The organism is Streptomyces sp. NPDC002403 (assembly GCF_053593015.1).
On the sequence record NZ_JBSFBQ010000011.1, the window covers coordinates 118,310 to 135,236 of the forward strand.

Consider the following 16,927-nt stretch of genomic DNA (forward strand, 5'->3'; position numbering starts at 1 on the left):
TGGCAGGTATGATCACCTGCCAGCCCCTATGCGCACGGAGGAAATCTCTTGGTCACTGGCGACGTCTCCTTGCTGACTGCGGAACTAGATAAATACGACTGGCGCGTTCTCCGTTCGTTCGTCGGGGGAGCGGCGAGGCTGCCTGAATCCATTAGGCTGCTCGTCTCGGCCAAGTCGGAAGAAGAGGTGGAGATCGCTGAGCTGGGGATTGAAAACATCGCCCTTGTCCAGGGGCGCCTCTCCGAATGCGTCCCACCGTTGACTTCGTGCCTTGTTGTTGGTCTTGACCTCGCCGAAGGGCGGGGGCTAAGTCGCATCTTCGACCTGCTCGCCACCATTGCAGGTGGCTATGACGATCACGTGGACATCGACTCCGTGGGGCCGGTGTCGGTGCGGGATTGCGTGCGGCGCATGGCTGAAAAGCTTGACTTGTACGTGAAGGAACTGAGGGAGAACGGGAATCCGAGCTGTGTGGACATTCTCCTTATGTGTGGGGTTTATGATGAAGCAGCCAGAGGCTATGTCTCGGATGTATTCCGCTCTGCCCTTGAATTGAGGTCGTGTTCAGGGATTACGGACCTGATTGAAGTCTCTCTCGAAGATCTCTACTGACGGGACTCTCTGCCCGAAATACCGTTGGAGGTGGTGGTAGCCGGCATCCGTTCTTCCAGTGATGTCGCGAGTGTCTGCCGGGAGGCGTGGATAACGCAGTAGCAAACATGAAGCCCTGTCAGACGTAGCTGGCAGGGCTTCAGTGTGTGTTGACGGCAGTAGCCGACGGCAACGTCAGCGGACGGTGGCTCCGCACGCCGGCAGGTCGTCGTGGGTCGACTCGTCGTTGGCGTGGCCATCAAGGGCGGTGCTGAGAGTGTCGATCGCGTATCGCTGGAGGCGTATTCGGACGTGAGCGTAGACGGTGGCGGTGACGCGGATGTGGGCGTGGCCCAACAGTTCCTTGATGACGACGAGGTCGACGCCTTGTTCCAGGAGCAGGGTGGCGGTGGAGTGTCGGAGGTCGTGGAAGCGGATGCGGCGGAGGCAGGCCTTGCTGAGGAGCGTGGTGAAGGTCCGGGTGAGGCTGGTCGGGGCGATCGCTCTTCGCTCTGGGGTGGTGAACACGTACCTGCTGTGCTGCCACTCGGCGCCTGCCGTGTGGGGGTTGCGCGGACGCGCCGCACAGAGAGGAGCTGTTCAAAGTTTCTTTACTGGTTCAAGGGCGTCCCGCTGGCGCGGGCCGCCGCGCGCCAGCGGCCGGTGACCGCCGCCCGCTCCTGTCTGCCGCCCCGCTGGCGACGCCCACCGGCCACTCGGCACGCATAAGGCCCGGAAGCATAAGCCGGAGCCCCAACCGGAAGCCTCGGTCCGACCGCTCAGCAGCAGACCGGCCGGGCACCCGAGTGGCCGTTCGGCGAGCTCGCGCCGTGCGATGTCGGCACCCCGGCGGTGCTGCCGTGCTGGATGCCTGGTGCCTGGTGCCTGGTGCCTGGTCGGGGCCGTGACGATGGAGATAACTGGGCTGATGCCGGTGCGGGGTTGAGTGAGGCACCTGTGGCGGGTGATCGGTCGGCTTGGCCGCCGTCGTGGCTGACTTTCTGTGGTTGAGGCCAGAACTCCCACGGCCATGAGCAGGGCACGCACGTGAAGGCCCATCCCTGCCGGGCTGACGGGGGCGGGGAGCCTCGTTCAGCCGCGCCCGGCAAGGACGGGAGCCGGATGGGTCAGCGCGGTGCGGTGTCTGGGAGGGCGGGGCGCGTCATATCTGGCGCCGGGTGATGATCTCCCGGTAGGTGTGGTGAGACGGGTTCTGGCCGCAGTGCTGCAGCACCCAGTCCTGCGGCTCGGCGAAGTCCTCGCTTGTCGGCGAGGTCTCGCCGTCCACGGCGCACTGCATCGCGTGCAGCACCGGCTCCGCGTCCGGCTCGCGGTCGGGCTGGAGAGTCCAGGTCTCGTAGCGCAGGACCGAGCGAGGGGTCACCGTCCCCACCTCCGGTTGGCCACGGCCACCTTGGCACTCAACTCCTCGGCCGGGGTCGGCGGACGAACGTCCTTGGGCGGCACGTCCCACTCCCGGCCACCGCGCGGCGGCCGGAGTTGCACGTACGGCCCGACATGCCCCATCACTACGCCCACCGTGCCGTTCCTCCGGTCGACCAAGACGGCGCCCACGCCGGGCGAGACGCTGTGCTCGACCGCGTCAGGGTTGCGGGCCGTCATGGTGACCACCCCGGCGAGGCGGTCCGCGACCGGGCATCCAGTCGCAGGGCGGGAACACAAGTGGCGGTGCTCTTACGCACGTTGACACTCTTCGACGGCTCGGACCGTGCCCCTGGGTGGTGTCGGTGCCGCAGGGTCGGCACCGATCCTCACGTCGATCACCGGGACGAAGGAACCTCCACCAAACCCCACTCCGGGACGTCCCACGCCGTGTAGAACGTCCCTGGTGCCGTCCTGAGATGTAAGAGGAGAACTTGCCGAACGAGAGACTACGAGTTGTCATGGCGGCCGGAGGCTGGACGTACGCCGCCCTCGCTCAGGAGGTCGAGGTCGACCCCAAGTCGGTCGAGCGCTGGGTGAGCCTCGGGCGCATCCCACGTCGTGCCACCGCCCTCCAGGCGGCCAAAGCCTTGGGCGAAGACGTGCACGCACTCTGGCCGGCGCTCCGCCAGGCCCGCCCCGCCCGCGCCATCAGTCCCGAGCTGGTGGCGCTCTACGAGCAGCGGGCCGATGTCCCCGTTTCGGCGTTCACCGACCTGATGGCCCAGGCCCGGGAACGGATCGACATCCTGGTCTACGCGGCCGTCTTCCTCCACGAGGCGTACCCGCGGTTGAACGAACTTCTCACCGAACGCGCCGCCGAAGGCTGCACCGTCCGCATCGCGATCGGGGACGCTGACAGCGCTACCGTCCAAGCCCGGGGCAAGGAGGAGCGGTTCGGCCATGGCATCGAATCCCGCTGCCGCCTCGCGCTCATGCACTACAGGCCGCTCGCCGGCACCCCCGGCATCGAAGTCCGCTTCCACGAAACCACGCTCTACAACTCCCTCTACCGCATCGACGACCAACAACTCGTCAACGCCCATGTCTGGGGCGTCAACGCGTACGCCGCCCCTGTATGGCATCTTCGCCGGCACGAGACAGGCGGCATGTTCGACACCTACGCCGAGAGCTTTGACGCCGTATGGGCAACTGCAACCCCCGTACAACAGGAAGGCTGACCGTGGCCCGCACCGAGTACTACGACGACCCGAACGCGCCCAAGCCGAACAGCATGGTCGTCGCCGCGTCCGCCGTCGTCACCGACGACCACGGGCGCATCCTCCTCCAGCGCCGCCGCGACAACGGCCTATGGGCCCTGCCCGGAGGCGGCATGGACCTCACCGATTCCCTGCCGGGCACGGCCGTCCGCGAGATCAAGGAAGAGACCGGTCTCGACGTCGAGATCACTGGCCTGGTCGGCACCTACACCGACCCGAAACACATCATCGCCTACACCGACGGCGAGGTCCGCCGCCAGTTCAACGTCTGCTTCACCGCCCGCATCGCCAGTGGTCAGCTGGAGATCTCCGAGGAGTCCACCGAACTCAGGTTCGTGCCGCCGCATGAGATCGAGCAGTTGCCGATGCACCACACCCAACGACTCAGGCTCCAACACTTCCTGGAACAGCGCGAAAAGCCGTACCTGGGCTGAACCGTCTGACGGCAGTAGCGACGGTAACAACCCCGCACAACCACGAACGCCCACGCACTTCACCGGACCAGCAAACTGCGCTTGACCTGCGAAAAAGCAGGTAGAGGGGTCCGCGTAGCACACGTACCTATGTGCTGGCGGGCGGGACACCGGTTCTAGTTCACAATGCGGGCTGCGATGAGTGGGCTGTTAAGAATGCCGCCAAGAATGGCGGCGACATCTTCACATTCCACGGTCCGGGTGGGAAAAGGCTCCCCATGGGCCCGTATCGACCTAAGGGGCCTGGTACTCCAGAACTCGACGAGAGTTGGTTTCATCACACTGTGGTGGTCAGGGGCGGGAAAGTCTACGACCAATGGGCGCCGAGGGGAATTAGCGTTGACGAATTCAAGAAACGCTTCGACTATGGAGATGACATTGATTTTGGATTCTAGCCGTGAGTGAGCCGTTGCGTGAATTCCTTCCCGAACTAAAAAAGCATCACGGTATCTATGTCATGCGGCGAACCTATGAAGGAACCTGCGCGTTCCTTTCGGGGTACGAATTGGGTTCGGGTCACTACTTCCTGAAGGAATTCCATAGCTGGCTATTGCCTCGACGGAAGGGGAGGTCGGAGCTTTTCTGGCCTCTTCTCGTGCTCTGTGAAGTTTATTGCGATGGCGCACTGCCGGACATCAGATACTTCACGCCTGAGCAGGATGAACAGATGGTGGCGGTGCTCTTTGTTCTGCTGGATGAGTTCTTCAGCGCGGCGGATAAACCGGAAATGGCTGAAAACTGAGGGCCTGTAGGCTCGAAACCATGGAAAAATATTCCGTAGTCGAATGATCGAAGTTACTGTCCGCTGAAGTCTGTTCGGCGGGACAGCGCCGTTGGTCCTCACCGTGGACGACCAGCACACGTACTATGCGCTGGCGGGAACCACGCCGGTCCTGGTTCACAACTGCGGTAGCAGGCCCGATGGACCGGATCCCGACGGAAATATCGTCTACCGTGCGCTGGCTGAGAATGATGACCCTGCAATGGGATTGACGGCTAGGGCTCCCGGCAATGCAGGGGTCAGTCCTCTGTCGCATGTTGCCGGAAAGAAGCTGACGCCATGGATCTCGACAACCAAGAACCCCGGCATTGAATTCGATAAGTACAACCAAGGTCATGGGGTGGTTGCGATCGACCTAAGGCGCATTCCGTATAGCTACGTGGATATCTCTTCTGGCCCGTTCCCGTCGAGTAGGAGGCATAGCGCCTACGCCAGGAAGGACTCAGAAGTTTTGGTCTGGCAGAATATTCCGGCGGAAGCGATCGTCGGACACTGGCCTGGAGGATGAACATGGATGACCTGCTGGAACTTCTAGACGAAGCATGGGATGACGAGTCTGGATTTCTCGGAAAGCTTCGGTCCGGAGAATTTGATCTCGATGCTGGCGAAGCGTACGTAGCGCTACTTTCTCGGATTCCCCCGATCGGTGAGACTGTGGAAGCGAGACTCGTACAACTCATCTGGTTCGCCCCCATGTTCATCGAGTGGCAACTGGAGCGAGCCGCCAAGAGCGAGGATGAGCTTAAGCAGCTAACTCGCATTGCGACTCAGGTGCACGAAGCGGTATCCAACGTTCTCGGGATTCCGTAAGTCACTTCACTTCTTCGGGTCTGTAAGTAAGTGCCAGGCAGTGAAGGGGAAGTGCTGCGGAAAATATCAAAACAGAGAGCCCTGCCGGACGCAGTCCGGCAGGGCTCTCTGGGCGTTTGACGGCAACGCTGACGGCAACGTCAGCGGACGGCTGCTGCGTCGGATGGGTCGTCAGGTTCGTCGTTGGCCAGGCCGAGCATGGTGCCCAGGGTGTCGATGGCTTGGCGCTGGAGTCGGAGTCGGACGTGTGCGTAGACGCCGGTGGTGACGCCGATGTGGGCGTGGCCGAGGAGTTCTTTGATCACGACGAGGTCGACGCCTTGTTCCAGGAGCAGGGTGGCGGTTGAGTGGCGGAGGTCGTGGAAGCGGATCGTCCGGAGTCCTGCGCTGTGGATGAGGCGGCGGAAGTGGCGGGTGAGGTTGGTGGGGTCGACCGGCCTGCCCTTCGGGGTGGTGAAGACGAGCCCGTTGTCCGCCCAGCCCGTTCCGGCGGCCTGGCGCTCTTCCTGTTGCCGTTCCTGGTGGGTCTTGAGGGAGCTGATGCATTCGGTGGGGAGGGCGATGCGGCGTTCGGATGCGAGGGTCTTGGTGTTCAGGACGGTCAGGCCCTGGCTGCGGGTGCGCTGGAGAGAGCGGTGGATGGTGGCGGTGCCGCCGTTGAGGTCGAGGTCTTCCCAGTGGAGGCCCAGGAGTTCGCCCTTACGGAGCCCGGTGCGCAGGGCGAGTTCGTACAGGGCGTGGAGCCGGTCGCCGCTGGCTCGGTAGAGGAACTGACGTGCTTCGACGGCGGTGAGAGGCTGGGAGCGTCTCGGCCTGGGCGTGGTGGCTTTGACGTTCCGGGCGACGTTGCGCGGCAGTTCGTCCTCGCGGACAGCGTGTTCGAGGGCGGACTTGAGGACCGCGTGGACGTACGTCACGGTCAGCGGTGAGAGCCGCTTTCCGCAGCACTGGCCGATGGCGCAGCAGGATCGCCGGACGGAGTCCCGTTCCTGGGCGCAGCACTGGCAGGTGGTACGGAGCCCGTCGAGGAAGGTGCGCACGTCGCGGGTGGTGAGCCGGGCGAGCTTCTTGACGCCGAGGCCGGGATTGAGGTGGAGACGGATCGAGGCGGCGTAGCGGGTGTGGGTGTTCTCCCGCAGGTGGTGAACGGCGACGCCGTCCAGCCAGTACGCGAGATAGGCGCTCACCGTGCTGTCGGCTGCTGCGACGGGGAGACCGCGGTTGCTGGCGGCGATCTTCTCGGTGAGCTTGGTCAGCGCGTCTTTACGGGTAGCACCGTAGACGCGGACGCGCTTACGGGTGTTGCCGGGGGCGAGGACGTATCCGGCGGCTTCCCAGCGTCCGTCCTTACGCTGGTAGACGGTCCCGTCGCCGTTCGCACGGGTGCGGGAGCGGCGGGACGAAGCGGGGCTGGCTGTGGTCATTAGGCGGCTTCCTGTTCCAGGCGGGTGCGGATGAAGTCGGTGAGGGCGTGGGTGGGGATGCGGCGGGCGCGGCCGAGGGTGATCGAGGCGAGCTGGCCAGAGCGGAGCAGGTCGTAGACGGTGGAGCGGCCGAGCTGGAGGCGGGCCATCACCTGGGGCACCGTGAGCAGATCCAGCGCCGGTGCCGCCTCCGCGTGGAGGACAGCGAGCGGGGGCGAGGCCATCAACAGCCCCCTTCGGCCGCGAACTGCCGTTCCAGTTCCTTGCGGTGCCAGACGTGGGCGGCGAGGAGCGCGGCGCCGGGGCTGTAGCCCGAGCCGAGGTAGTCCCAGCGACCGACGACGAGTGTGGTCGTCGGGTCGAGGTCGGGCAGGCCGGCGCGGATGCGGGCCTGTTCGGTGCGCCAGGAGCGGCGGGCGTCGCGCAGCGCGCCCAGGGTGGTGGAGTAGCTGCGGGACTTGGTGGAGAAGTGGCCCCGGAAGCCGAGCATGTGTGCCCACTTCCGGAGCTTGAGGTGGGCGAATTCCGGCAGCCTGCCCAGCTCCCAGCAGGTGCGGATCATCTGCCGGACGTGCCGGGCGACGGCGAGCCGGGACAGCGGCAGAGCCTGCCCGGTGCCGTCGCACGCGGTGCACGGGAGCGGAGTCCCGTGGGGCAGGAGGGTGGCGCCGCGTCCCTGGCAGGGGCGGCAGAACAGGGCGCGGTCGAGGGCACCGGACGCATCGGCGGACTTCGTGGCGTACTTCGCCACGTAGGCGGCCACGGCCTGGTCGGTGAATTCGGCGTCGGTGCCGAAGGCCGTGATCTCGCGTACATCGAGCTGCTCGCCCCAGCCGAGTTCGCGTTCCCCGACCGCATCCGACTCGACCGTGACGCGGACCCGTGCGGCGGCGGCGCGTACGGCGTCGGTGAGCACGGCGACGGTGGCGTAGGGCGGCGGGGGCTGGCTATTGCCGTCCGGGCCATCGAGGCGGATGACGGCATGGAAGTGGACCAGGCCGCGCTGCTGGTACTCGGCGACCTTCGCGAAGGAGATCCGCAGTACCGCGTGGGCGGCCTTCTGGGTCATGCCGAGCCCGGCGGCGATCTCGCGGCGCAGGTAGGTGGTGAAGCGTGCCCACAGGACGGAGGCGTGGGCGTTGAACAGGACCGCGCCCTCGTAGTCGTACGTCGCCGGATTCAGCGGCGTCCCGATCAGAGCGTCGCTAAGTTCGTGGAACTTGCGGCAGCGGCAGCGCCGGATGCCGCCGCCGGGGGTGGTGAGGCGATTGTGGACGGGGCCGAAGGACGGCGGGGTGAGAGTGACGAAGACGCGGGGGTGGGTGCGGACGGTGTCGGGCACGGTCTTGCCGCCGGAGAGGCCGGCGCGGATGAGGTGGTAGGTGTCGGCGGCGTAGAGGCGGGAGCAGGCCGGGCAGCGGGAGGCCCGGCGGTTGCCGCACGCGGTGAGCAGGCTGCCCGTGGGCTCGTCGGAGGAGGTGTAGGAGCGCAGAACCTCACCCGTCGCCGTGTCGACGGTGGTGGTGTGGCCGGTCAGGCGGATGGGTTCGGTGCAGCCGCCGAGGTGTTCGATCTGCTGCTGTGCGCGGTCGAAGTCGGGGTGGTTGACGAGGTGGAGCAGGTCCCGCACGGCGGGGCTTGCCACGTGGCGCAGGTCCAGGGTGACCATTCGGGGCGTGTCCCTTCTGTTCGGGTGGGTGGCCCCGAGCAGCAACCAGCCGGATCTGTAGGCGTGTTGGTGCTGCTCGGGGCATGGCGAACCAGACCCGTTGGCGGGCGTGGGTTCAGAGAGGGGGATTTGCCCCGGGGCGACCGGGGCTCAGAGCTGAGCGAGTGCGGCGGTGGCCACCGGCAGGGCGACGCCCATGCGCGTGCCCAGGTGGGCGGCGGTGATGGGCGCTCCGTGCTCGGCGCGGTGGGTGTCCGCGATGCGCCGGGCTGAGTCGATCAGGGCGACCGGCAGGGCCGGGCCGGAGGCGGGCCGAGTCGTCTTGGCGACGGCGACGGGCAGAGCGGCGGCCGGAGCCGGGGCGGGCGTCGGGGGCTCGGGTACGGGTGCTTCGTCGGGCACCGGTTCAGAGATGGGGTCGGTGGCCTCCAGGTGCGGGGTGCGGCGGGTGAGGGTGTGGAACTGGGCGAGGAAGGCGGGGCCGACGTGGCCCCAGCCGAGTAGCAGGAGCGGGGCGACGGTGTCCAGGCAGGCCCGTCCGTAGCGTCCGGTCAGCAGCGGTTCGGCGGTGTTCAGGGCGAGGGTGAGCAGGCCGCACAGGTGCAGCAGTCGGGTACCGGCCTTCAACTCCGTCTTGGGTACGCCGCGCAGGGCCAGGAACCGCAGGGCGACCAGGAGTCCGACGACGGACAGGTCGACCATGGGGGCGATCAGTGGGGCGATCGGGTGGGGGACGCCGAGGCGCAGGGCGAGCGCCCAGACGTTGCCGAAGGAGAAGACGAAGGCCAGGGCCGCGATGACCGCCATGACCACGGTCACGGTGCGCCGGGTGAACCGTTCCTCCGTCATATCCTCAAACTCCTTTCTGGTGTGGGTCGTTCGGTCTACTTGACGAGCGGGGCAGAGGCGCCGCCCGGTCCTTCGTCGTCGGGGAACGTCCGGCCGGTCGAGTCGAGGAGGGCGTCCAGGCACAGGGCGGGATCGGCGGTCAGATCAGAGGTGTCCTCGGCGACGCGGGCGGCGTCGGCGTCTGAGACGTAGGGGGTGCGGATGCGGGTGTAGCCGGGGCGGCCCTGCATCGCCATCACCGCGACACCGACGTAGGCGGGGTCCTGCAAGGTGACCGGGCTGGCGTCGGGCCAGTTGCGGATGTCGTCGCCCAGCGCGGCCACCGCGGCTTCCACTGTCTTCTGCGCGAAGGACACCCCGATGGGGCACACGTCACGGATGAACGTCGGGAGGGCGTCGCCAGTGGTCTTCTGGCTGATCAGGATCACCAGGATGCCGACGCTGCGGCCCTTCTTGACCAGGTCCTCCACCAGCCGGGCATTCTCCGCCGTCAACGCGCCCAAACGTTTCGTCTCGGCGTCGCTGCCCTTGTACTCGCGGAAGAACGTGTGCGCCTCGTCGATGATTAGGACCGTGAGCGGCCACTGCGGCGAGGGGCCGACGTGCCACATGTTCTTCACGCCCAGTACGTCACGGATGGTCGAGGACCGGCGTCGACGCAGCTCCACCAGCCGCTTGAACAGTGCGTTGGCTTCGTCGAGGTCGTCACCGCAGAACGCGAACATCCGCTTGGCGAGGTCGGCGTAGTCGCCCTCCGAGGCACGTGACACCTTGCCGTCCGCCGTCGCGATCTGCACGGCCGGGGAGGGTGCGAAGTCGCAGACGAACTTGTTGACGGTCGAGGTCTTGCCCGCGCCGGGGGTGCCGGCCACGGTCACGCCGGGCACGTTGGCCAAGGACACGCACACCTGGGCGGCGTACTCGTCCACGCCCAGCTCCCAGCGTGTCAGGTCCGTGGGCGGGTGGCCGGTGGGCCGGTGCCCGGTCGGCGTGGTCAGCGGGTCGGAGCGCACGCCCCGGATCACTACTCGGCCGGGGCCGTCCGGCAGGACAGAGACTCGCGTGCACCGCCAGGCGTCCGCCAGGAACCGCGCTGACTTCTGGTACTCCTCCAGCCCGACCTGCGGCAGCGTCTTCGCCCGCACGACCACGCCGAACCGGTCCGGCTTCGCCTTGATCCGAGGCGTCAGCACCCGAGGCGCGGGGGCGGGGCCGTCCTTGGACGCGGTGATCTGTGCGAGCAGCCCCGGGGTCTTGTCGGTGACCGTCAGCCCGGCCATCCGCGCGAGCCGCACCCAGCCCCAGCGCACCCGGACGGCCTGCCACATGCCCACCCGCGTGCCCCGGTCAGCCCGCACGTAGCGCACCACCGTCGCCAGCAGCCACACACCGACCAGCGCAGTAGCGATCGGCAGCGCGTACGACGCGTATCCCTTGATGGCTTCCATGTCAGACCCCCTCTTCGCGTATCAGGCGGAGTACGTGGACCAGGTCCAGGCGGGGCGCGTGCTCCGGGCTCAGGACGAGCAGATCGAGCACCGCGGCCGAGACGGCGAACGCGGCCTTTCCCTCGGTCCCCGGCAGGGGCCGGAGCGGGTGCAACTCCCGCTCCGGCGCAGGGTTTTCGAAACGGATCACTGGGCCGCCTCCACCGTCACCAGCTCCAGACGGGCGGCCCGGTAGGCGACGCCGTCGGAGAGCTGACCGTTGAAGATCCGCGCCCACGGGGTCGCGAACAGCTCGACGGGCCGCACCATCACGCCCGGTTTGAGCCCGGCGGCCAGGCCCGTCTCCGGGACCGTGATCTTCAGGACCTCGGCCCGGCCGTCCTCCATGAGCATCACCGTCACCGCGTAGAGCGACGCACCGGTCTCCCGGTCGGTGGCGACCTCCCCGGTCTGCTGATCCTTGATCTTCAGCGCCGGGTCGGTGCCCGCGATGCACACCGCCGACGGCAGCAGAGCAACACGGATACGGGTCATGGCCATGCCATCACATCCTCGTTCGATGGAGTCGCTTGATCGACTCGCCATGACCATAGCGGGACACTCGCTACACCCGCAACACTCGATTCGTATCGATACACCGATACGGCTGGAACGCCGAGGACGCCCGGGTGTGCCGCGACTGCTGGCGCCGCTACCCTCGTGCCATGAAGCTGCCCCTGGGAGAGGACCCCCGGCCGCCGTACGTCCAGGCCGCCGACGTCCTGCGCGCCGCCATCCACGACGGCGAGCTGCGCCCCGGCGAGCGGCTCCCCGCCGCACGCGAGCTGCAACGACGCTTCGGCATCGCCAGCTCCACGGTCCAAAACGCCCTGCGGCTCCTCAAAGACGAAGAGCTGATCTACTCCGTCCTCGGCCGGGGCAGCTACGTCCGCGCGCCGAAGCCGACGGTGACCACCGAAGCGGAGACGGACGCGGCAGACGAAGGCGAGATCGATCCCGGCGAGTCCGATCCTGAGTACACCGGTCTTGCTGGCCTCCGGCACGGCTGGCAGACCGCCACCAGCCCCGCTGACGATCCCCGCCCCCCATACGTGCGGACCGCGGACGAGCTCCGCAAGCAGATCCAGGACGGCCGGCTCGCGCCAGGTGCCAAACTTCCGTCCGCCCGTGACCTGCAAGCCCAGTACGGCATCGCCAACTCCACCGCACAGAACGCCCTGCGCGTCCTCAAGGAGGAGGGGCTGATCTACTCCGTGCAGGGCCGGGGCGTCTTCGTCCGCCAGCTCAGCCCGCGCGATCAATTCCTAAAGCGCTACAACGAGACGCTGGAGGAGATGGCCGCCCAGCACCGGGCGGACGAGGAAGCGGTACGGCTCAGCGGCAAGACTGATGACGAGGTAGCCGCCGAACTCGCCGCCGCCGAGGAGCGGTTTGCCAAGGCCAGCACCGAGTTCGAAGCCGCCACCGCCCACCGCGACGCCATGCGCGCCGTCATGGACCAACGCAAGCGCCTCAGCGGCAACTACACGCCCGAGGAAGCTGCCGCCAAGGCGCAGCGTCTCGAGGAACGGCTGAACGCACCGAGGCGCAGACGCTGAACTGACCGCATGCGGTGCACGTTCTCCGCATTCTCCGCCTGAGCTGTTCAGAGTTTCTTTACTTGATCAAGGCGGCCCGCTGGCGCGGCCCGCGCGCGCTCCGGCCCGGTGGGGCCGCCGCCCGCTCCTGTCTCCGCCCCGCTGGCGACGGCCCCGCCGGTCCGGGCGCGCAACAGCCAGCACAGCGAACTCTTTCCGGGGCTCCGCCCCAGACCCTGCCCCTCCCTCCGAGGGGCAGGGGGCCGTGTGCGAGTGCGGCTGCGTCGTGGTGTGGGGTTCACGGTCGCGGTAGGCGACCCCTCGTCGCCCGGTCACCGGAGGCGTACCAGGAACCCCCGGGGGCCGCCAAGGCCGAGCGCACGCGTCACGAAGTGAGCCTTGGCGGCCCCCGGAGAACCCTGGTACGGCGAAGCTGCCCGACCGACGAGGGATCCCCTCCCACTCAGGTCTGGAATCTGCCGGAGGCTGGCTCCGGCCGGCGGACGGCCAACTCCGAGGGCGCTCAGGACGCCAGCAGTTCGGCGACTTCGGGCACGTCGCGATAGGCCCGCAGTCGATCGAGCACGATCCTCGTGCGTTCCGCCGTGCGTTCGCTGCCGCTTTGCCCGAGGGTGAGCATCCGGCCCGCTGTTCCCGCTGCGGCCTCGGGCTCGTTGGCATCGACGTAGGCCACCGCCAGCCAGGAAAGGTACAGCGCCAACTCCCGGGCGTGGCTGGCGTCGTATCGTCCGAGCACGTCCGTCAGCAGCGGTACGGCCCGCAGCGGGCGCCGCAGTTCGGTGTAGACGCGGGCCTCCATGACCTGCAATTCCCCGGCGTCCATCCAGTACAGGTACGACGGAGATTCGGCGTCGGCCGAGTCCTCGGACAGAGCCTCGGCTGCTTCCCCGAGGGCGGTCATCGCCGGGCGGTCCTGCCCGGCACGGGTATGCGCCCAGGCGACACGGTCCAGGTACAGCGCGCGAGCCTTCGCCGGGGCGTCCGGACCCGCCTCCTCCAGCGCGGCGCGGGCCAGCCCGACCGCGTCGGCAGTGTGCCCGGTGTTGCTCCACTGATAGGCCAGCGAGCCCGCCACGTTCCCGGACAGCACGCCGTCCCCGGCGGCCCGTGCGGCGCTCATGCCGAGCCGGTAGATGCGCTCCGCCTCCGCATGCTCCCCAGCGTCGGACGCGACCCACCCGGCGATCTGTGCCAACTCCCCGATAGCCCTAAGCAGTTCACGGCCGACCTCCTCGGTATGCGCACCCTCCCGGTAGAGCTTCACCGCCGCCCGCAACTCGCGCAGGGCGGGACCGATCAGATCCTTGCCGTAGACCACATCGTCAGCCAGCCGCAGGCCATGGACCCGCTGGGCCAGGTCGGCCACCTGCCCGGCCCCGATCCGGCGGCCCGTACGAGCACGTAGCGGGTCCAGTGGGTCGCCCTCGGGCAGGAAGTCGGCGACGGACCGGACACGCGGCGCGGACTCGACCGGCTGAACGGCCTTCGCCATCTCCAGCATCTCGCGCGGCACCTGAAGCACCTGCGCGAGGAAGGGCAGCCACTCCCGCGGAGACCGCGTCCCGATCTCCCAACGGGACACGTCATTTCGCGTCGGCGGAACGCGCCCAGGAGCAGCCTCAGCCAGAGCCTCGGCGAGCCGCTGCTGACTCCAACCACGCGCCAGGCGCAGCCGCCTGACCAGTTCCCCGACCGTTTCCCGCACCCCACCAGCTTGGCAGACAGCAAGGCAGACGCGTTGGCTCCTCCGCAAGGTCCACGCCAGCGGGACGCTGATCAGCAACCCCGGGTTGAGTCGAGGAGAGGGCAACAAGATGGCTGAGCATGCGACACCGTGGCCAGAGGGTCCGGCTATGCAGGAGCCGCGCCTGCTGCCGTGGGCCACCGCCGAGGGGAAACCCTGCTACCTCAGCACCGACGGCCGCGGCTACCTCGCCACCTTCGCCGACAACATCGAGTCGGTACAAATCGGTTTGGGTGCGGAGTTGCTGGAGTACGCCCGAGACACCATGGCCCCCGGCGCGAAGATCCTGTCGGCCACCGAATACCGCTGGCTGGCCTGCCGGTTGACCGAAGCCCTCTCCGACGCCCTCCGGGTCGCCGACTCACGCGGACAACGCCTCCCGGGCCCGGAGGAGGAAGCGGAAGCGGGCGAAGATGTCTGACCCCACGAACACCGACGCACCAGCCCGCAGTACTGCCCGTGGCCGCTTTCGATTTCGCGAATACCACGTGACTACTGTCCCCGACACCTTGGCCCTGCCGACCGTCGCGGCGGAGTGCGTCACCGGAGAGGACCGCAACTGCGGTGCCACCTCCGGCCCCCTGCACACCCCGGACGAACTGACCCGCTGGATTGCCGGACACTGCGCCGCCACCGGCCACGAGCTGTACGAACAGACCACCCGCACCCTCCTCCGCGCCGAGCCCGGAGCCTGGCAGTAAAGTCCCCTGCGCCAGCACCACTTCACGTACGACACGACCGCGCGGGCCATACCGCCTGACGGCAGTAGCGACGGCAACACCCACGGATTCCACCGCACAACCACGGACACCAGCGGAACCCGAAACCGCCGCTGATCTGCGAATACGCAGATAGAGAGGGGCCACGTAGCACACGTACTATGCGCTGGCAGGTGCTAAGCCGGTCCTCGTCCACAACTCAACTCCCTGTGGTCCGGCTGTGTGAGCCGGCGCCAATTTGTTGACTCTCACGGGATCGGAAATAGCTCGTATCTAGAATGTCGCAAACCGAATGGGAAAGCCGATATCGGTAGTCGGGAGTAGAACATTGGGGCCACGCTCGGTAGCCAACCCAGATGTTGTGGGCCACTTGTCGGATTGGGGCTTCGTGATCACGGGTAATAACAGCCGCATGAAGCATTCCGTGTCAAGCTCGCTCCCGAAGGCCGACATTACTGTGGGTGTCGGTAGGTGGCAGGATGTATTTACCGGACTGCTTGACACGGCAAGGCCGAACGTAACCTTCCATCCTCAGGGAAAGTAATGACTGAAAGGGAAATTGCAGCCGCGGTCTTGGCTGTTTCAGGGAACTATGCGGTCGTCCATTTGGAAGGGCGTAGATATCCCGCACTTGCGGTACAGGGGGACTCTCTGAAAATCCTCCATGAGATTATTGAAGAGCTGGCTGGAAATCTGGAGTCTGGAGACTTGGGTGAGGCCAGTTTCCCCCTTGGGGAAATCCAGTCGGCGGTTTCGTCAATGGTGTCGGCTTTTGAAGCGGCGTCGGCCGAGAATGGGTTCGAGCTCCCATATGCTCGATAAGCCGAGATCCGTCTGAGGTGGGGGCCTCGCCAGAGAAAGACAAGTCCGGTACCCGGGTGGCCGCCGTCGGCGGTCGTCAGTGTGTTGCCGACGGCGGCTTTGGTGCCGGATTCCTCTCAGGCCTTGCAGTCGTTGCGGTTTCCGGCGAGCGGCCGGCCGATCACGACGACCAGGCGGGTACCGGCGTCGATGATGACCTGGTGGTCGGTCGAGTACCTGTAGTTCTTCGACTGCCCGGTGACCGTGTGGTCGCGGGTGGGAACGAGGGTGCCGTCCACGATGAGCACGGTGTCCTTGGTGAACCGCTTGCGGGGCTGGAGAGCGCGCATCGGCCCGCGGTGATCGGTGATCCGGTCCGCCGCCGACTCGGAAAGGCCGAACAGCGGGGCCAGTTGGCGCATGGTCCTGTTCGTGCGCCAGTAGGCCGCGACCAACAGGACCAGGTCCTCAAGCGGCAGGCTCCAGGGTCGGCCCATGCGGACCGCGTGGGCACCCTCACTCCGCAGGACCGCCGCCAACTCCCCGAACAGGCGAGGGCCCAGCCCGGTGAACGGTGCTGTCCAGGACGACTCCGACGCCGTGATCACACCGGTCACGCCGAGATCTGCCTACCGCGTACGGCGGCCCGCGGCACCCGTCAGTCGGGCAGGTTGCCGTCGCCGCCCAGATTGGCGACCATGCGACGCAGGACGTTGATCGTGGTCACGAAGTCGGCCGTGTCAATGCCTTCGTGCACCTGCTGATGCACGCGCAAGTTGCGCTCCTCGGCCCGGACGCGCCCGTCCTCGCCCGCCTCGGTCAAAGTCATGAGCCCCGCATCCTCCGTCAGCCAACCGCGGCCGACGAGGTCATCGAAGACACCGCTGAAGTCGATCCCGAGGTCGTCCCACTTCGCCAGCCGCTCGATCAACGCTGCGCGGGTCCACTTACCCGGCTCCCCGGCGACGTGGTTGAGCGTCCACCAATGAGGCTGTGTGAGGCCCTCCACCGCCAACTGCTCACGGATGGCTCCGACCACCAGCCGGCATGCCACGCCAGTCCATGCTCCGATGGGCTGAGCAGCCAACTCCCTCTGCGAGTACTCCCTGAGCGTCGCGCTCATGTGCCCCTCCTTGTGATCAACGGAATGTGATCAACGTAGAACCTCAGGTTCGGTTGAGGTCAAGGCGGTTTCACTCGCTGGGGATTGCGGCGCCGCATGCAGCCCGCACGACAGGCAAGAGGCCGCACAGGATGGGCCACTTGCCCACGCCGGACGCACCGGACGCACCGGCCACGACCTGTTCCGGTGTGCCGTCACTGACCACGCCAAGGTCACCCGAGCCGACTGGAAGCC

At 67.1% G+C, this 16,927-nt stretch carries 21 protein-coding genes and 2 pseudogenes; 10 read left to right on the forward strand and 13 right to left on the reverse strand.

The genetic code is table 11. From position 1 onward, the window contains the following. Positions 1-48 precede the first annotated feature (48 nt). On the forward strand, positions 49-612 hold the full coding sequence (locus ACWCPY_RS15525; RefSeq protein WP_451265114.1) for a hypothetical protein: 564 nt from the start codon (positions 49-51) through the stop codon (positions 610-612). A gap of 174 nt (positions 613-786) precedes the next feature. Here the strand turns inward: ACWCPY_RS15525 and ACWCPY_RS15530 are convergent. The 3 genes and pseudogenes from ACWCPY_RS15530 to ACWCPY_RS15540 form a co-directional block, all read right to left on the reverse strand. Then, positions 787-1,149: pseudogene (locus ACWCPY_RS15530) on the reverse strand (tyrosine-type recombinase/integrase); the annotation flags it as partial. A 604-nt stretch (positions 1,150-1,753) separates the two neighbouring features. Next, positions 1,754-1,984 (reverse strand): DUF7848 domain-containing protein, encoded by a 231-nt coding sequence (locus tag ACWCPY_RS15535; RefSeq protein WP_451265116.1) that lies wholly within the window; start codon positions 1,982-1,984, stop codon positions 1,754-1,756. Further along, positions 1,972-2,214 (reverse strand): hypothetical protein, encoded by a 243-nt coding sequence (locus ACWCPY_RS15540; RefSeq protein ID WP_451265118.1) that lies wholly within the window; start codon positions 2,212-2,214, stop codon positions 1,972-1,974. Before ACWCPY_RS15540 ends, ACWCPY_RS15535 begins: the two co-directional genes overlap by 13 nt. A gap of 281 nt (positions 2,215-2,495) precedes the next feature. On the opposite strand from ACWCPY_RS15540, the gene ACWCPY_RS15545 reads away from it, so the two are divergent. The 5 genes from ACWCPY_RS15545 (at position 2,496) to ACWCPY_RS15565 (ending at position 5,318) form a co-directional block, all read left to right on the forward strand. Beyond that, positions 2,496-3,215, forward strand: coding sequence for an XRE family transcriptional regulator (locus ACWCPY_RS15545; protein ID WP_451265231.1), 720 nt, complete (start codon positions 2,496-2,498; stop codon positions 3,213-3,215). Positions 3,216-3,217: 2 nt separating this feature from the next. Then, positions 3,218-3,688, forward strand: a complete 471-nt coding sequence (locus tag ACWCPY_RS15550; RefSeq protein WP_451265120.1) for an NUDIX domain-containing protein — start codon at positions 3,218-3,220, stop codon at positions 3,686-3,688. 436 nt (positions 3,689-4,124) lie between these two features. Further along, positions 4,125-4,469 carry a hypothetical protein gene (locus tag ACWCPY_RS15555; protein ID WP_451265122.1) on the forward strand — a complete coding sequence of 115 codons (345 nt, stop codon included), beginning with the start codon at positions 4,125-4,127 and terminating at the stop codon, positions 4,467-4,469. Between the two features lie 103 nt (positions 4,470-4,572). Further along, positions 4,573-5,016: a DUF7587 domain-containing protein gene (locus ACWCPY_RS15560; RefSeq protein ID WP_451265124.1), complete on the forward strand. Its 444-nt coding sequence runs from the start codon at positions 4,573-4,575 to the stop codon at positions 5,014-5,016. 2 nt (positions 5,017-5,018) lie between these two features. Continuing rightward, on the forward strand, positions 5,019-5,318 hold the full coding sequence (locus tag ACWCPY_RS15565; RefSeq protein ID WP_093761213.1) for a hypothetical protein: 300 nt from the start codon (positions 5,019-5,021) through the stop codon (positions 5,316-5,318). A 140-nt stretch (positions 5,319-5,458) separates the two neighbouring features. Here the strand turns inward: ACWCPY_RS15565 and ACWCPY_RS15570 are convergent, their stop codons facing one another. The 7 genes from ACWCPY_RS15570 to ACWCPY_RS15600 all read right to left on the reverse strand — a co-directional run bounded on the left by ACWCPY_RS15570 (position 5,459) and on the right by ACWCPY_RS15600 (position 11,248). Further along, positions 5,459-6,742 (reverse strand): tyrosine-type recombinase/integrase, encoded by a 1,284-nt coding sequence (locus ACWCPY_RS15570; RefSeq protein ID WP_451265126.1) that lies wholly within the window; start codon positions 6,740-6,742, stop codon positions 5,459-5,461. Then, the gene (locus tag ACWCPY_RS15575; RefSeq protein WP_451265128.1) at positions 6,742-6,966 is read right to left on the reverse strand and encodes a helix-turn-helix domain-containing protein; all 225 of its coding nucleotides are present in this window, start codon (positions 6,964-6,966) and stop codon (positions 6,742-6,744) included. Before ACWCPY_RS15575 ends, ACWCPY_RS15570 begins: the two co-directional genes overlap by 1 nt. Further along, the gene (locus ACWCPY_RS15580) at positions 6,966-8,411 is read right to left on the reverse strand and encodes a replication initiator (protein WP_451265130.1); all 1,446 of its coding nucleotides are present in this window, start codon (positions 8,409-8,411) and stop codon (positions 6,966-6,968) included. Before ACWCPY_RS15580 ends, ACWCPY_RS15575 begins: the two co-directional genes overlap by 1 nt. Positions 8,412-8,561: 150 nt before the next feature. Next, a complete protein-coding gene (locus tag ACWCPY_RS15585) occupies positions 8,562-9,260 on the reverse strand; it encodes a DUF2637 domain-containing protein (RefSeq protein WP_451265132.1) in 699 nt (232 codons plus the stop codon). Between the two features lie 35 nt (positions 9,261-9,295). Next, positions 9,296-10,708 carry an FtsK/SpoIIIE domain-containing protein gene (locus ACWCPY_RS15590; RefSeq protein ID WP_451265134.1) on the reverse strand — a complete coding sequence of 471 codons (1,413 nt, stop codon included), beginning with the start codon at positions 10,706-10,708 and terminating at the stop codon, positions 9,296-9,298. Between the two features lies 1 nt (position 10,709). Further along, the gene (locus ACWCPY_RS15595; protein ID WP_451265136.1) at positions 10,710-10,898 is read right to left on the reverse strand and encodes a hypothetical protein; all 189 of its coding nucleotides are present in this window, start codon (positions 10,896-10,898) and stop codon (positions 10,710-10,712) included. Then, on the reverse strand, positions 10,895-11,248 hold the full coding sequence (locus tag ACWCPY_RS15600; protein WP_451265138.1) for an SCO3933 family regulatory protein: 354 nt from the start codon (positions 11,246-11,248) through the stop codon (positions 10,895-10,897). The genes ACWCPY_RS15595 and ACWCPY_RS15600 overlap by 4 nt, the downstream gene beginning before the upstream one ends. A gap of 164 nt (positions 11,249-11,412) precedes the next feature. On the opposite strand from ACWCPY_RS15600, the gene ACWCPY_RS15605 reads away from it, so the two are divergent. Beyond that, positions 11,413-12,306: a GntR family transcriptional regulator gene (locus tag ACWCPY_RS15605; RefSeq protein WP_451265140.1), complete on the forward strand. Its 894-nt coding sequence runs from the start codon at positions 11,413-11,415 to the stop codon at positions 12,304-12,306. Between the two features lie 502 nt (positions 12,307-12,808). On the opposite strand, the gene ACWCPY_RS15610 is transcribed toward ACWCPY_RS15605, so the two are convergent. Continuing rightward, positions 12,809-14,011: a helix-turn-helix domain-containing protein gene (locus ACWCPY_RS15610; RefSeq protein ID WP_451265142.1), complete on the reverse strand. Its 1,203-nt coding sequence runs from the start codon at positions 14,009-14,011 to the stop codon at positions 12,809-12,811. 148 nt (positions 14,012-14,159) lie between these two features. On the opposite strand from ACWCPY_RS15610, the gene ACWCPY_RS15615 reads away from it, so the two are divergent. From ACWCPY_RS15615 to ACWCPY_RS15625, 3 genes are all read left to right on the forward strand, one after another. Further along, positions 14,160-14,471 carry a hypothetical protein gene (locus tag ACWCPY_RS15615; protein WP_451265144.1) on the forward strand — a complete coding sequence of 104 codons (312 nt, stop codon included), beginning with the start codon at positions 14,160-14,162 and terminating at the stop codon, positions 14,469-14,471. Further along, positions 14,464-14,751: a DUF7848 domain-containing protein gene (locus ACWCPY_RS15620; protein ID WP_451265146.1), complete on the forward strand. Its 288-nt coding sequence runs from the start codon at positions 14,464-14,466 to the stop codon at positions 14,749-14,751. The genes ACWCPY_RS15615 and ACWCPY_RS15620 overlap by 8 nt, the downstream gene beginning before the upstream one ends. Before the next feature lie 561 nt (positions 14,752-15,312). Beyond that, positions 15,313-15,591: a DUF6959 family protein gene (locus ACWCPY_RS15625; RefSeq protein WP_451265233.1), complete on the forward strand. Its 279-nt coding sequence runs from the start codon at positions 15,313-15,315 to the stop codon at positions 15,589-15,591. A gap of 11 nt (positions 15,592-15,602) precedes the next feature. On the opposite strand, the pseudogene ACWCPY_RS15630 reads toward ACWCPY_RS15625, so the two are convergent. Then, positions 15,603-16,187: pseudogene (locus ACWCPY_RS15630) on the reverse strand (transposase family protein); the annotation flags it as partial. A 41-nt stretch (positions 16,188-16,228) separates the two neighbouring features. Further along, positions 16,229-16,693 (reverse strand): MarR family transcriptional regulator, encoded by a 465-nt coding sequence (locus ACWCPY_RS15635; RefSeq protein WP_451265148.1) that lies wholly within the window; start codon positions 16,691-16,693, stop codon positions 16,229-16,231. Positions 16,694-16,927 lie beyond the last annotated feature (234 nt).